The organism is Nocardia sp. NPDC047654, from assembly GCF_043205035.1.
GTDB lineage: Bacteria > Actinomycetota > Actinomycetes > Mycobacteriales > Mycobacteriaceae > Nocardia.
The window spans coordinates 664,958-677,961 of sequence record NZ_JBIDDF010000001.1 but is presented as its reverse complement, the minus strand read 5'-3'; the positions used below and the strand labels follow the sequence as shown (position 1 = coordinate 677,961).

14 protein-coding genes and 2 tRNA genes are annotated in these 13,004 nt (G+C 69.2%); 8 read left to right on the top strand and 8 right to left on the bottom strand.

The genetic code is table 11. The features are described 5' to 3' along the window. Positions 1-188: 188 nt before the first annotated feature. The 3 genes from ACGF7Y_RS03200 to pgsA all read right to left on the bottom strand — a co-directional run bounded on the left by ACGF7Y_RS03200 (position 189) and on the right by pgsA (position 1,946). Positions 189-650, bottom strand: coding sequence for a helix-turn-helix domain-containing protein (locus ACGF7Y_RS03200; protein ID WP_393228676.1), 462 nt, complete (start codon positions 648-650; stop codon positions 189-191). 112 nt (positions 651-762) lie between these two features. Further along, positions 763-1,290, bottom strand: coding sequence for a CinA family protein (locus ACGF7Y_RS03195; protein ID WP_393228674.1), 528 nt, complete (start codon positions 1,288-1,290; stop codon positions 763-765). Beyond that, positions 1,287-1,946, bottom strand: coding sequence for a CDP-diacylglycerol--glycerol-3-phosphate 3-phosphatidyltransferase (gene pgsA, locus ACGF7Y_RS03190; RefSeq protein ID WP_393228672.1), 660 nt, complete (start codon positions 1,944-1,946; stop codon positions 1,287-1,289). The genes ACGF7Y_RS03195 and pgsA overlap by 4 nt, the downstream gene beginning before the upstream one ends. Positions 1,947-2,088: 142 nt before the next feature. On the opposite strand from pgsA, the gene ACGF7Y_RS03185 reads away from it, so the two are divergent. Together ACGF7Y_RS03185 and ACGF7Y_RS03180 are read left to right on the top strand one after the other, a co-directional pair. Then, positions 2,089-2,655: an amino-acid N-acetyltransferase gene (locus ACGF7Y_RS03185; RefSeq protein ID WP_040867957.1), complete on the top strand. Its 567-nt coding sequence runs from the start codon at positions 2,089-2,091 to the stop codon at positions 2,653-2,655. A gap of 27 nt (positions 2,656-2,682) precedes the next feature. After that, positions 2,683-2,967, top strand: coding sequence for a YciI family protein (locus tag ACGF7Y_RS03180; RefSeq protein ID WP_393228670.1), 285 nt, complete (start codon positions 2,683-2,685; stop codon positions 2,965-2,967). A 4-nt stretch (positions 2,968-2,971) separates the two neighbouring features. On the opposite strand, the gene ACGF7Y_RS03175 is transcribed toward ACGF7Y_RS03180, so the two are convergent. Beyond that, positions 2,972-3,952: a TerC family protein gene (locus ACGF7Y_RS03175; RefSeq protein ID WP_393228668.1), complete on the bottom strand. Its 981-nt coding sequence runs from the start codon at positions 3,950-3,952 to the stop codon at positions 2,972-2,974. A 766-nt stretch (positions 3,953-4,718) separates the two neighbouring features. Between ACGF7Y_RS03175 and ACGF7Y_RS03170 the strand changes: the two genes are divergently transcribed. Continuing rightward, positions 4,719-4,791 (top strand) — tRNA-Arg (locus ACGF7Y_RS03170). A gap of 29 nt (positions 4,792-4,820) precedes the next feature. Continuing rightward, positions 4,821-4,897: transfer RNA gene (locus ACGF7Y_RS03165), tRNA-Leu, on the top strand. A gap of 6 nt (positions 4,898-4,903) precedes the next feature. Here ACGF7Y_RS03165 and ACGF7Y_RS03160 read toward each other — a convergent pair. Next, positions 4,904-7,309 (bottom strand): DNA translocase FtsK, encoded by a 2,406-nt coding sequence (locus ACGF7Y_RS03160; protein WP_393228666.1) that lies wholly within the window; start codon positions 7,307-7,309, stop codon positions 4,904-4,906. On the opposite strand from ACGF7Y_RS03160, the gene ACGF7Y_RS03155 reads away from it, so the two are divergent. Continuing rightward, positions 7,302-7,514, top strand: a complete 213-nt coding sequence (locus ACGF7Y_RS03155; protein ID WP_393228664.1) for a hypothetical protein — start codon at positions 7,302-7,304, stop codon at positions 7,512-7,514. The genes ACGF7Y_RS03160 and ACGF7Y_RS03155 overlap by 8 nt on opposite strands. Before the next feature lie 104 nt (positions 7,515-7,618). On the opposite strand, the gene ACGF7Y_RS03150 is transcribed toward ACGF7Y_RS03155, so the two are convergent. Further along, entirely contained in the window at positions 7,619-8,242 is a 624-nt protein-coding gene (locus tag ACGF7Y_RS03150) for a TIGR03085 family metal-binding protein (RefSeq protein ID WP_393228662.1), read from the bottom strand. 206 nt (positions 8,243-8,448) lie between these two features. Between ACGF7Y_RS03150 and ACGF7Y_RS03145 the strand changes: the two genes are divergently transcribed. Further along, complete coding sequence (locus tag ACGF7Y_RS03145; RefSeq protein ID WP_393228660.1) at positions 8,449-8,829, top strand: DUF4189 domain-containing protein; 381 nt, start codon at positions 8,449-8,451, stop codon at positions 8,827-8,829. A gap of 29 nt (positions 8,830-8,858) precedes the next feature. Beyond that, positions 8,859-9,416: a hypothetical protein gene (locus tag ACGF7Y_RS03140; protein WP_040867964.1), complete on the top strand. Its 558-nt coding sequence runs from the start codon at positions 8,859-8,861 to the stop codon at positions 9,414-9,416. 66 nt (positions 9,417-9,482) lie between these two features. Here the strand turns inward: ACGF7Y_RS03140 and ACGF7Y_RS03135 are convergent, their stop codons facing one another. Both ACGF7Y_RS03135 and dapA read right to left on the bottom strand, forming a co-directional pair. After that, complete coding sequence (locus tag ACGF7Y_RS03135; RefSeq protein WP_393228658.1) at positions 9,483-11,501, bottom strand: RNase J family beta-CASP ribonuclease; 2,019 nt, start codon at positions 11,499-11,501, stop codon at positions 9,483-9,485. Further along, positions 11,498-12,406 (bottom strand): 4-hydroxy-tetrahydrodipicolinate synthase, encoded by a 909-nt coding sequence (dapA, locus tag ACGF7Y_RS03130; protein WP_393228656.1) that lies wholly within the window; start codon positions 12,404-12,406, stop codon positions 11,498-11,500. The genes ACGF7Y_RS03135 and dapA overlap by 4 nt, the downstream gene beginning before the upstream one ends. A 148-nt stretch (positions 12,407-12,554) precedes the next feature. Between dapA and ACGF7Y_RS03125 the strand changes: the two genes are divergently transcribed. Then, positions 12,555-12,998 (top strand): hypothetical protein, encoded by a 444-nt coding sequence (locus ACGF7Y_RS03125; RefSeq protein ID WP_393228654.1) that lies wholly within the window; start codon positions 12,555-12,557, stop codon positions 12,996-12,998. Positions 12,999-13,004: the final 6 nt, after the last annotated feature.

The following is a 13,004-nucleotide window of genomic DNA, read 5'->3' as shown; positions in this document are numbered from 1 at the left end:
GCCTCCATCTGACATGCCGCGCTCCGGCGCGACTCCAGTGCGCGACCGTCACGCACCCGATATGTGCCTATCCTCCATCATGCGGCACCCAGGCCGGGCGAACCCGGCCCAATCGACGCCTGGGGAGAATCTATCCGCTTTCCGCGGCGGCCCGCAGCGTTGCCGCCGTGGCCACGTCTCGTAGCGCGTCACACGCCCTTCACCAGGACCAGCATGTCCGATCGCGGAGCGGGGATGACGATCCGCGTGTCCTCCGCCAGCGGCAGCGGCCGCGCGGCCGCGTCGGCCGCCGACATGCTCGCCGTTGCCGGAGCGGGCGCGGATTCGTCCTGCGCCGCGGGCTCGGCCGCCGTCCGCTCCGACTCGACGGCGGCCGCGGCCGCCGCGTCGTCCGTGGGCGCACCGGCCATCGGTCCGTCGGCCCCCGCCATGAGCGTGCTCACATCCCACAGCACCCGGGACAGCGGGACGTCCAGCGCTTCGCAGATGGCGGCCAGCAGTTCGCTGGAGGCCTCCTTGCGACCGCGCTCGACTTCGGAGAGATAGCCCAAGCTGACCCGCGCCGAGGTCGACACCTCGCGCAACGTCCGGTTCTGGGCGAGACGCGCACGCCGCAGACTGTCCCCGATGGCCTCTCGCAGCAGCGTCATCTCGTTCTCCTTCGCTCCCGGTCGCCGGGCCGACACGATTCTCGACCCCACGCATGCCGTTCTTTCTGGCACAACGTCGGAGCCGGGGCGGTTGGTTCCCGTCCGGGACACCTCAGCCGCTCCGCCCGACGCGGTCGGCCTGGCCCGAGCCCGCCTCCCGCACACACCGCAGCAATTCCGACACCGCCGCGCGCGTCGCACCGATTCTGATCGTCCACCGGTCGCCGGTGAGTTTCAACCGCATCACTTCGGTATGCCCGGGACCGGCCAGTCCGAGGAAGACCGTGCCGACCGGATGCCCGTCCTGCGAATCGGGGCCCGCGACGCCGGTCAGGCCGACCCCCCAGTCCGCGCCGCAGCGGGTGCGGGCGCCGACGGCCAGCTGTTCGGCGGTGCTCGCCGCCACTGGTCCCTCGGTCGCGAGGACCTCCGCGTCGACACCGGCGAGGCTGTGCTTGAGGTCCGTGGCGTATACCACCAGACCACCGCGCAGCACCGCGCTGGCACCGGGTACCCCGGCGATGGTCGCCGCGAGCAGGCCCGCGGTCAGGGATTCGGCGGTGGCCACGGTTTGCCGCATGGTCACCAGTGCACGCACGAGATCGATGGCGGGCACGTCGGCGATCAACGGATCGCTCATACGCCGCGCGTCCGCCCCGGGCCGCCCGCGAACCACACCCGGGCCGCCTGACCGACGTAGTCCAGTCCGGTGCCCACGGTCAGCGCGACCGCCAGGTACATCAGCGGCAGGCCGATCCCGGCCGACCAGCCCGACAGCGGCAACAGCACCATGGCGATCGCCAGGGACTGGACCAGCGTCTTGAGCTTGCCGCCGCGTCCGGCCGGGATCACGCCGCGCCGGACCACGATCAAACGCAGCAGTGTGACGCCGATCTCACGTCCGCAGATCACCAGGGTGATCCACCAGGCCAGATCACCGAGCAGGGACAGTCCGATCACCGCGGACCCGATCAGCGCCTTGTCCGCGATGGGGTCGGCCAGTTTGCCGAAATCGGTCACCAAGCCGTATTTGCGGGCCAATTGCCCGTCGAACCGGTCGGTGATCGCGGCGAGGCCGAACAGCGCCGCGGCGGCGATTCGCCATCCGGTGTCGTGGCCATCCCCGACGAACAGCGCCGCGACGAACAGCGGCACGATCGCGATGCGCAGCATGGTGAGCACGTTCGCGATGTTCAGCAGCGGCGGCCCGGTCTCGGCCTGCGCGGGTGCGAAGCCGGGACGGAGCGGGGCGGGCGCGCTCCAGGGGCGGTCCGTCTCGTCGGGTTGTACGCTCATGCCTTCGCCTCACCGGCGACAGGCTCGGTCACGGCCGCCTCGTCATCGCGGCGCGCCACTCGGCACGACGCGATGAGCTGAACGAGTTGATCCGCGGCACACGTTCAGAGTATCGGTAGCCGGGCCGACTACTGTGCACCCCATGACCTCTCGGGGACCATTAGGTGGTTCGACCAGCGACGCGTATCCGGGCGCGGCTTCGGCCGCGCAGAGCTCCCTCCCGGTCGTCCGACGCGCGCGAACCTCCGATGTGCCCGAGATCAAGCGCCTCATCGACGTCTACGCGGGCCGGATCCTGCTGGAGAAGAACCTGGTCACCCTCTACGAGGCGGTGCAGGAGTTCTGGGTCGCCGAGTTGGACGGCCGCGTCGTCGGGTGCGGCGCGCTGCATGTGCTGTGGGCCGACCTCGGGGAGGTGCGCACGGTCGCCGTTCACCCCGACGTCAAGGGCTCCGGTGTGGGCAAGCTCATCGTGCAGCGACTGGTCGCGGTGGCCCGCGAACTCGAGTTGCAGCGGCTGTTCGTGCTGACCTTCGAGGTGGAGTTCTTCGGCAGGCACGGCTTCGTCGAGATCGACGGCACCCCGGTCACCGCCGAGGTGTACGCCGAGATGTGCCGTTCCTACGACACCGGCGTGGCCGAGTTCCTCGACCTGAGCTATGTGAAGCCGAACACTCTCGGCAATACTCGGATGCTGCTGACGCTCTGAGTCCGTCCCCACAGGAAAGCGATACCCGTGCCGATCTTCGCCGTCCACTACGCCTACTCCGAGTCCACCATCGCGGGCCGGGACGCGCACCGTCCCGAGCACCGGGCCTGGCTGGCCGGCCTGCTCGAGTCGGGCGCCCTGCTCAGCAGCGGTCCGTACCCGGATGGGTCCGGAGCGCTGCTGATCTTCCGCTCGGAGGACGCGGGGCAGTTGAAGGACCTGCTCGCCCAGGATCCGTTCGCCAGGGAGAACCTGATCGACGACGTCCGCGCCGTGGAGTGGGCCCCGGTCTTCGGCGCCTTCGCGTCTTGACCGGCTAACGGTCGGCGCGCACGCGCGTCCGGAGCAGGCTGGCGACCGTCGCGACCACCAGGATGCCCAAGATGACGCCCAGCGAGACGGGCGTGGAGATCTCCGGGACCGCGACGTGCTCGCCGCCGTTGACGAACGGCAGCGTGTTCTCGTGCAGGGCGTGCAGCACCAGCTTCACGCCGATGAACGCGAGGATCGCGGCCAGTCCATAGGACAGGTAGACCAGCCGGTCGAGCAGCCCGCCGATCAGGAAGTACAGCTGTCGCAAGCCCATGAGGGCGAACGCGTTCGCGGTGAAGACGAGGTAGGGCTGCTCGGTCAGACCGTAGATGGCCGGGATCGAGTCCAGCGCGAAGAGCAGATCGGCGAACCCGATCGCCAGCAACGCCAGCAGCAGCGGTGTGACCGCCCGGCGTCCGTCGATCCTGGTCACCAGCTTGTCGCCGTCGTATTCGTCGGTGGTCGGCAGCACGCGCTTGGCCAGCGCGACGATCCGGCTGTCGCGTTTCTCCTCGACTTCGACCTCGTGGCCGCTTTCGCGCAGCAGCTTGACCGCTGTGTAGACGAGGAAGAGCCCGAACAGGTAGAAGACCCAGCTGAACGCGCTGATCGCGGCCGCGCCGACGGCGATGAACGCACCGCGCATGGCCAGCGCGAGCACGATGCCGATCAGCAGAACCTTCTGCTGGTAGATCCGCGGCACGGCGAAGGTGGACATGATGATCAGGAACACGAACAGGTTGTCCACCGAGAGCGCCTTCTCGGTGACGAAACCCGCGTAGTACTCCCCCGCATAGGTGGAGCCCCACTGCCAGGCGACCACGCCGCCGAACAGCAGCGCCAGCCCGATGTAGACCGCGGACCAGAATCCGGATTCGCGAAACGACGGCTCGTGCGGGGTACGGACGTGGGCGAAGAAGTCGAAGACGAACAATCCGAGGATCACCACGACGGTGATGGCCCATTCGAGTGCGGTTACGTGCATGTGGCATGCCGATCGGTAGCGAAGATCATGATGTCCATAATGCCCGCTTTGTCCGTTAAGGCTGAGTAGCGGGGTGATTGCCGCCCATACTTCCACATGCGTTCAGCCGACGTTTCGTTCCCACCGTCCTCCAGCGGGACCGACGAGTACCGCACCCTGAACCGCGCGGACCCCGACGAACGCGCGCCCGCACGCGCAGGATTTGCCGACCGGGCGATGCATCGCATCTCGACGGACCCGCCCGTCTTCGGCGTCGTGGTGCACTTCGATCTGCGCCCCGCGTCGGCGACGTCGCCGGACTGCGCGGTGGGCGCCTGCGATGCCACATGGGCGGCGCCACGCTCTCGCTTGCGCGGCTTCGTCGCCCCGACGACCGGTGTTGCCCGGCCTGATGCCGGCGGGCCCGGACGGCCGGGGCGGCTGACCCGGCACCCGGAAAGACCGGCCGTCGAGCTATACCCTTCAGCCCCGGGGGAACTGAACCAGGTAGGGTCGTCGGCGAAGCAAAATCGGTTCCCGACACCGGCATCCGATGTTAGTTTCTGAGCGGCGAAGATCAGACCACAGGAAGGCGAGACGATGACCGGGACGGTGCGGCGGCGGGGGTTGCCGAGCGGTGCCCGCGAGTCGTATGCCCGCGCCGTGCTATCGGCCCCATCCGCGTGGCGGATGAGCGCGCGGAGCCGCCCCTGAACGTGTCTTTCGCAGACCCGTACGAAGGGGTCACTCCGCGGCCGACCGCCGAGGAGTGGCCCCTTTTGTACGAACGGACGTAGCTCAGCCAGTCGAGCAGTGGTCTCCGAAACCGCGGGCCGGGGGTTCGAGTCCCTCCGTCCGTGCCGATCCCCCAGGTCGGAATTCCGACCCATCCCTCGTAGCCCAATCGGTAGAGGCGCCGGACCTAGATTCCGGGAGATGCGAGTTCGAATCTCGCCGAGGGAACCAGCCGGATCATTCCGGCGGCTCCGCATCGCCGTCGTCCCCGCCGCCGCGGATCGACCACAGCAACCCTTCCAGCTCATCGGGTTTCACGAGCACATCACGCGCCTTGGAACCCTCGCTCGGACCGACCACGCCGCGGGTCTCCATGAGGTCCATCAGCCGCCCCGCCTTGGCGAAACCGACGCGCAGCTTGCGCTGCAGCATGGAGGTGGACCCGAACTGCGAAGTTACCACGAGTTCCACCGCCTGCAGGAAGACGTCGAGATCGTCGCCGATGTCGGGGTCGACGTCTTTCTTCTCCCCGGCCTTCGCGGCGGTCACGCCCTCTTGGTATTCCGGCTCGGCCTGGTTCTTGGTGAACTCGACGACGCCGTGGATCTCCTCGTCGCTGATGAACGCACCCTGCAACCGGGTGGGCTTGCCCGCGCCCATCGGCAGGAACAGGCCGTCACCCATGCCGATCAGCTTCTCCGCACCCGGCTGGTCGAGGATGACGCGGGAGTCGGTCAGCGATGAGGTGGCGAAGGCAAGCCGGGAGGGCACGTTGGTCTTGATCAGACCCGTCACCACGTCCACCGACGGCCGCTGCGTGGCCAGCACGAGGTGAATGCCCGCCGCACGGGCCTTCTGGGTGATGCGGACGATGGCGTCCTCCACGTCGCGCGGAGCGGTCATCATCAGATCGGCCAGCTCGTCGACGATGGCCAGGATGTACGGGTAGGGCCGGTACACCCGCTCGCTACCCAGCGGCGCGGTGATCGCTCCCGACTTCACCTTCTTGTTGAAGTCGTCGATGTGGCGCACTTTGTTGGCCTGCATGTCCTGGTAGCGCTGCTCCATCTCCTCCACCAGCCAGGCCAGCGCGGCCGCGGCCTTCTTCGGCTGGGTGATGATCGGCGTGATCAGGTGCGGGATGCCCTCGTAGGGCGTCAGTTCCACCATCTTCGGGTCGATCAGGATCATGCGGACCTCGTCGGGCGTCGCCCGCTGCAGCAGCGACACCAGCATGGAGTTCACGAAGCTCGACTTACCCGAACCGGTGGAGCCCGCGACCAGCAGGTGCGGCATCTTGGCCAGGTTCGCCGAGACGAACTCGCCCTCGATGTTCTTGCCCAGACCGATCACCAGCGGGTGGTGGTCGGTGCGGGTGCTGGGCGCCTTCAGCACGTCGGCCAGCCGGACCAGCTCGCGATCTGCGTTCGGCACCTCGATGCCGACGGCGGACTTGCCGGGGATCGGCGCGAGCAGCCGGACGTTCTCCGTCGCGACGGCGTAGGCGATGTTGCGCGCCAGCGCGGTGATCTTCTCGACCTTCACGCCGGGCCCGAGTTCTACCTCGTAGCGCGTGACCGTGGGGCCGCGGACGAACCCGGTGACGGCGGCGTCGATCTTGAACTGCACCAGCACCTCGGTGATCGCCTCGATCATCGATTCGTTGGCGGCGCTGCGCTTCTTGGGCGGATCGCCGTCGGTCAGCAGCGACAACGGCGGCAGGGTGTAATCGCCTTCGACCTCGCGATCGGGGACGAACTCCAGTTGCTGCGGTTGCGGCGGCGGTGGCGTCTGATCCTCCACCACGGCGGCGGGACGCTGCTTCCTCGGCTTCGGTTTCGGCGCGGGTTCCTCGACCGGAATCTGCTTGGCGTCGCGCAGCGGTGGTTCGCCGAGCGCCTCGGTGACCGCGTCGGGGTCGCCGAACTCGTCGGGCGGGTAGTTCTCCGCGGGCGTGCGACCGCGCCGCTTGGCGGTGGTGCGATGCACCGGGAAGCCGTCGGCGTCGTAGTCGGCCGGGTCGTAATCCCGGTATTCGCCGTCGAATTCGCCGTAGTCGTCGCCACCGGTCTCGGTGCCGAAGTATCGCCGCAGCTTCTCCGGCACCTCGCGCACCGTCGTCCCGGTCACCAGCAGCGCGCCGAAGACGATGGCCAGCAACAGGATCGGGACCGAGAGCCAGGCGGTGAGGCCGTTGGTCAGGGGCCCGCCGGTGACGAAACCGACGAAGCCGGCGGCACGGGAACGCCCGTGCGCGTCGGTGGGCGCGCCCGCGGCGATGTGCCACAGCCCGAGGAGCGGCAAGCCGATCAGCGAGCCGCCGAGCACCAGCCGCGGTCGGATCTCGGGGCGCGGTTCGGTACGCATCAGGACGACCGCGATCCCGGAGGCGACGAACGGCAATGTGGCGGAGGCCGATCCGGCGATCGCGCGGATCACGTCCTCCACCCAGTGGCCGATCGGCCCGCCTGCCGACAACCAGACCGCCGCCGCGATCACGGCGCTCAGTGCGATCAGTGCCAGCGCCGCGCCGTCGCGCCGATGTCCGTGTTCGATCTCGCCCGCGCGGCTCAGCGTGCGCGTGGTCGCGCCGAGCCCGCGGGCCAGCATGGTCCAGCCGCTGCCGATACCACGCGTGATCACTGCGAGCGGAGCGGTGTTCGACGGGCGGCGCGCCGGACGCCGGGCCGCGGAGCTACGCCTGCGGGGCGCTGCGGTCGTTCTGGGCGTGGCCGCGCGGGGCGTGGCCGCGCGAGACCGTGCCGTGGTGGCCCTCCCCCGCGCCGATCCCGCCCGCGCCCGAGTCGTCGGGGTGCTGCGGGACTTACCTGCCATGGCCCCAGGCTAGCCGCAATCGCCCCATCCGGACCATCCGCAACACTGGTACCGAAGCGCCGCGCGCTGTTTTCCGCCGGTCACCGGGACCTCCGCGACCAAGCGATGACGCTCGAATCAGACCGACCGGTCTGCCTCGAGCACCGCCCGGACGGCCTCCGGGGATCCGGCGGTCTCCAACCGGACTTCGTCCCGCCCGAAGGCGTGCAGCACCAGTTCCGAGGGCCTACCGGTCAGCGTGACGACGTCCTCGGACGCCGACCGCACCACCGTGCGCCTGCCGTCCGGCGTCGCCAGCTCGACCGTGACCGGCGCCTTGCGGTAGGCCATCCTGGCCGTCTTGCGCAGCATGGACCACAGCCGGTCCTCGTCGGCGGCGGGCAGTTCGCGTGGCTGCCAACCGGGATCGGCGCGGCGCACGTCCTCGTGATGCACGAACATCTCCGACAGATTGACCACCGCGTCGAGCGGACGCAGCGGCGACCACCACGGCGGACCGGTCCGCACCTGCTCCAGCAGTTCGGAAAACGGCTTGTTCGCCGCCTTCGCCTGCACGCGGTCGAGATACCCCGCCAGCGGCTGCACCATGATGCCCGGAGCGGCGTCGGGCCGCCGTTCGCGAACCACCAAGTGCGCGGCCAGGTCCCGCACCGTCCACGTGCCGCAGAGCGTGCGCGCGTCCGGCCCCGCCGCCTCCATCGCTTCGACGAGTCCCCGGCGTTCCCGCTGTGCCATAGTCACACCCCCGAACATACCGACGACCCGGCCGCACCGCCGCACGACGCGACGCCCGCGGATCACCGGGAGCGCGGTGCCACCCCGCGGGTTTTCGGCGTTCGCGCTCCCTATGCCGGGAATTCTCCGGCTAGCGCAATGAGAGTCGGCTCTGTACCTTGTCACTCGGCCCATCGGGTCGTGGGCCTTATGACAAGAAGGGGCAAATCCTCGTGAAGAAGTTTGCTACCGGTGTGGCCGCGCTCGCGGCGGTAGGTGCCGCGCTGGCTGTCAGCGCGCCCGCCGCGAACGCCTACACCAACAACTACGGCGCGATCGCGCTGTCCACCTCCACCGGTTTGATCGGGTACTCCTACGACTACCCGAACTCGGCTGCCGCACAGCAGCGCGCCGTGAGCTCCTGCGGCGCAGCGGACTGCCAGTCGGTGGTCTGGTTCCGCAACGGCTGCGGTGCTGTGGCGTACTCCAGTGACACCGGCACCTGGAGTTGGGGGTACGCGTCGTCGCGCCGCAGCGCGCAGGGCCAAGCCTTGGCGCGCAACGATTCCGACGCCTACATCGTGCACTGGAACTGCACGTCCAACCACGGCTGACGCCCGGACTTCGAGTCGAAGGAAACATCGTGAAGCACCGCATTTTCCGGACCACCGTGGCCGTCGTCCTCACCGCAGTCGCCTGCTCGCTGACCGCCTGCGCCTCCAATGACGACTCCTCGTCCCCGAGCACCAGCGCCAACCCCAGCCACGCGGCGGGTGAATTGGAGGGTGGCTCGGACAAGGGCGACAAGGAGGCCGGCTCCGCGCCGACCACGCCGTCCTCACCCGCACTGCCCAAGCCCTCCGTGCAGCAATTGAACGAGCGGCTGCAGAAGGCGTTCGACCCGAATGTGCCCAACGAGGAGAAGATCAGCTGGATCCAGGCCGCCGAGCAGGATCCCTATCTGGTCGCCAACCTCGTCGAGGCCGCGAAGAAGCAGAAGGTCGCCGTCGAGGTCACCAACGTGGGCGACCCGAAGGACAACAAGCTCAAGGCCGACGCCAAGGTCACCATCGACGGCACCCCGGTGGACGACGCGTTCATCCAGTTCGTCTCCGAGGGCGGCCAATGGAAGGTCGATCACACCTTCGCCTGCAACATCGTCAAGAGCGCGAAGATCGAATCCGCCGCCTGCCAGGAGTAACCGGTCCCCAACCAGCGAAAAGCGCCGGACAGCCGAGCTGTCCGGCGCTTTTCGATCTCCGGAAGATCAGACGCCGATGACGGTCGGCACGATCATCGGCCGACGACGATAGGTGTCGGCCACCCAGCGGCCCACCACGCGGCGCACACCCTGGGCGATCCGGTGGATGTCGGTCACACCCTCGCCCGCCAGCCGCAGCAGTTCGGCTTCCACCAGTTCCGCCGCGCCGAGCAGGGCGGTGGGATCGTCGGAGAAGCCGCGTCCGCTGATCTCCGGTGTGCTCACCGCCTTGCCGGTGGTCTCGTCGATGGCCACGGTGATCGCGATGAAACCGCCCTCACCGAGGACCAGCCGGTCGGACAACGTCGACTCCCCGACATCGCCCACCGACAGTCCGTCGACGTATACGTGGCCCACCGGAACCCGGCCGACGACCGAGGCGATGCCGTCGACCAGGTCGACCACCACGCCGTCCTCGGCGAGCACCACCCGCTCCTCCGGCACGCCGGTCGCGACCGCCAGCGCCGCGTTCGCGCGCAGGTGGCGCCACTCGCCGTGCACCGGCATCGCATTGGTCGGGCGTACCGCGTTGTACAGGTACAGCAGCTCTCCCGCCGAGGCGTGCCCGGAGACGTGCACCTTGGCGTTCTGCTGGGTGACCACCGTGGCTCCGAGCCGGGCCAGGCCGTTGACCACCGCGAACACCGAGTTCTCGTTGCCGGGGATCAGCGAGGAGGCCAGCACCACCAGGTCGTCGGGCCGGATGTTGATCTGCCGGTGGTCGCCGCGCGCCATCCGCGACAGCGCCGACAGCGGCTCGCCCTGCGAACCCGTTGAGATCAGCACCAGGCGGTGGCTGGGCAGCGTCGCGGCGGCGTCGAGGTCGACGACCACGCCGTCGGGCACGGTGAGATAGCCCAGGTCCTGGGCGATCTGCATATTGCGGACCATCGAGCGTCCGACGAAGCACACCCGCCGCCCGTACTGCTGGGCCACGTCGACGACCTGCTGGATGCGGTGCACGTGACTGGCGAAGGACGCGACGATGACCCGGCCGCGGGCCTTGCCGATGACCGAGTCCAGCACGCCGCCGATCTCGCGTTCCGGCGTGACGAAGCCGGGGACCTCGGCGTTGGTGGAGTCCACCAGGAACAGGTCGACGCCCTCGTCGCCGAGCCGGGAGAAGCCGGCCAGATCGGTGAGACGTCCGTCCAGCGGGAGCTGGTCGAGCTTGATGTCACCGGTGTGCAGCGCGACGCCGGCCGGCGTGCGGATGGCGACGGCGAGCGCGTCGGGAATGGAGTGGTTGACCGCGAAGTACTCGCAGCCGAACGGGCCGTGCGTGGTGTGCTGCCCCTCGGTCACTTCGACCAGCTTCGGATGCAGGCGATGTTCCCGGCATTTCGCGGCGACCAGCGCGAGGGTGAACTTCGAGCCGACGACCGGGATGTCGGGCCGCAGCCGCAGCAGGAACGGCACCGCGCCGATGTGGTCCTCGTGACCGTGGGTGAGCACGACGGCGACCACGTCGTCGATCCGGCCCTCGATGGGGCGGAAGTCCGGCAGGATCAGGTCGACACCCGGCTGCTGGTCCTCCGGGAACAGCACACCGCAGTCGACGATCAGCAGTTTGCCGCCGTACTCGAAGACCGTCATGTTGCGGCCGATTTCGCCGATGCCGCCGAGGGCGAACACGCGCAGGCCGTTCTCGGGCAGGGCGGGCGGGGCGCCGAGACGGTCGTGCGCGGCGACCGGAGCCGCCTGCGGCTGCGGAGCTTCGGCCCGCCGAGCGCCGGACTGGCCGCGGCCGCGGGCCGGTCGGCGGGGCGCCGCGTTCTGCGCTTTGGGCTCCCGCCGCGACTGCGCGGGCGCGGTCTCCTTGGCGGAGACGACCGGAGCGGCGTTCTCCTTGGCGGAGGCGGCCGGAGCCACCTCCACCGTGGTCTCCTCGGACGCGGGCCGAGGCGGTGCGGCGGTCTCCGGCGACGCGGCAGGCGTCGGCTGCTCGGCCGGTACCGCGGAGGGGGCGGGCGCTCCCGCGGGGCGGGAGGCGCTGCGGCGGCGACGGGGTAGGGACTCGCTCACGAGAGCACCCCCGCCGAGCGCAGGTCGGTGGCGAGCGCTTCCAATTGCTCACCGGTCGGCATCAGCTGGGGCAACCGCGGCTCCCCGACCTCCACGCCGAGCAGCCGCAGGCCGCCCTTGCTCATCGCGACACCGCCCAGCCTGGCCATCGCGGCGTGCAACGGCAGCAGCGTGGTGTTGATCTCGCGGGCGCGCACGACCTCGCCCGCCTCATACGCTTCCAGCAGGGCGCGCAACCTTTCGGGTGCGAGATGTCCGATGACGCTGATGAATCCGGCCGCACCGACCGACAGCCACGGCAGGTTGAGCGCGTCGTCGCCGGAGTAGAAGGTCAGGCCGGTGCTCGCGATGAGTTCGGCGCCCATGTTCAGGTCGCCCTTGGCGTCCTTGACCGCGACGATGCGCGGATGCTCGGCCAGCTTGCGGATGGTGTCACTGGCGATCGGCACCACCGACCGCCCGGGGATGTCGTACAAGGTCACCGGCAGGTCGGTGGCATCCGCGACGGCGGTGAAATGTGCGATCAGCCCCTCCTGGGAGGGCCGGGAGTAGTACGGCGTCACCACGAGCAAACCGTGTGCACCCGCGCGCTGCGCGTTGCGCGCGAGCTCGATCGAGTGCGCGGTGTCGTAGGTGCCCGCACCCGCGATCACGGTCGCGCGCTCGCCCACGGCATCGACGACGGCGCGCAGCAGATCCGCTTTCTCCGATTCGGTGGTGGTCGGCGATTCACCGGTGGTTCCCGAGATCGCGAGCAGGTCGACACCACGGTCGATCAGGCGGGCCGCGAGCGCGACCCCGGCATCGACGTCGAGCTTGCCGTCGGCGCTGAAGGGGGTCACCATCGCGACACCTACCGTGCCGGACGCACGCAGCTCCGTTGGCGTCGATTCACCGTTCGTCATGGTCAGAAAGGCTACCCGGTCTGGGACACGCCCTCGACACCGTCGTCGGCGATCAGGCCGCAACACAGACGCGAATCCATATCGACGGCGGCGCGCTGATGTCATACCAGCCCTTGCTCGACATCACATATGACGTCACACTGATGTCATGGATCTGAACAAGTACACCAGTCGGCTGCGCGAGGACCTGATCGCGGCCGCGGCGCTCGGCGACGAGAAGACGCAGGCCACGGCGGCGGCCCTGGCCGCGGCTACGGAAGGCTCGGCCCGCTTGGTCCTGCTCGCCGCGCTGTCGGACCTCGCCGCCGAGGTCAGCGCCGCGCTGGGTGACCGTACGGTGCACGTGTCGATCAACGGCACGGACGCTTCCATCGATGTGCGCAAGAGCACGGTAGGCGATGAGCACCCCACCTTCGAGGAGATGACCGGAGACATCAGCCGGGTCACGCTGCGGCTGGTGGAGCAGATGAAAGCGCGCGCGGAAGAGGCTGCCGCACAGAGCGGTCAGTCCCTGAACTCGTGGCTGTCCAGCGCTGTGCACGGGGCCTTGCGCGACCAGATGCGCGGCTACGGGCCCAAACGCGACATCTGACCCAGT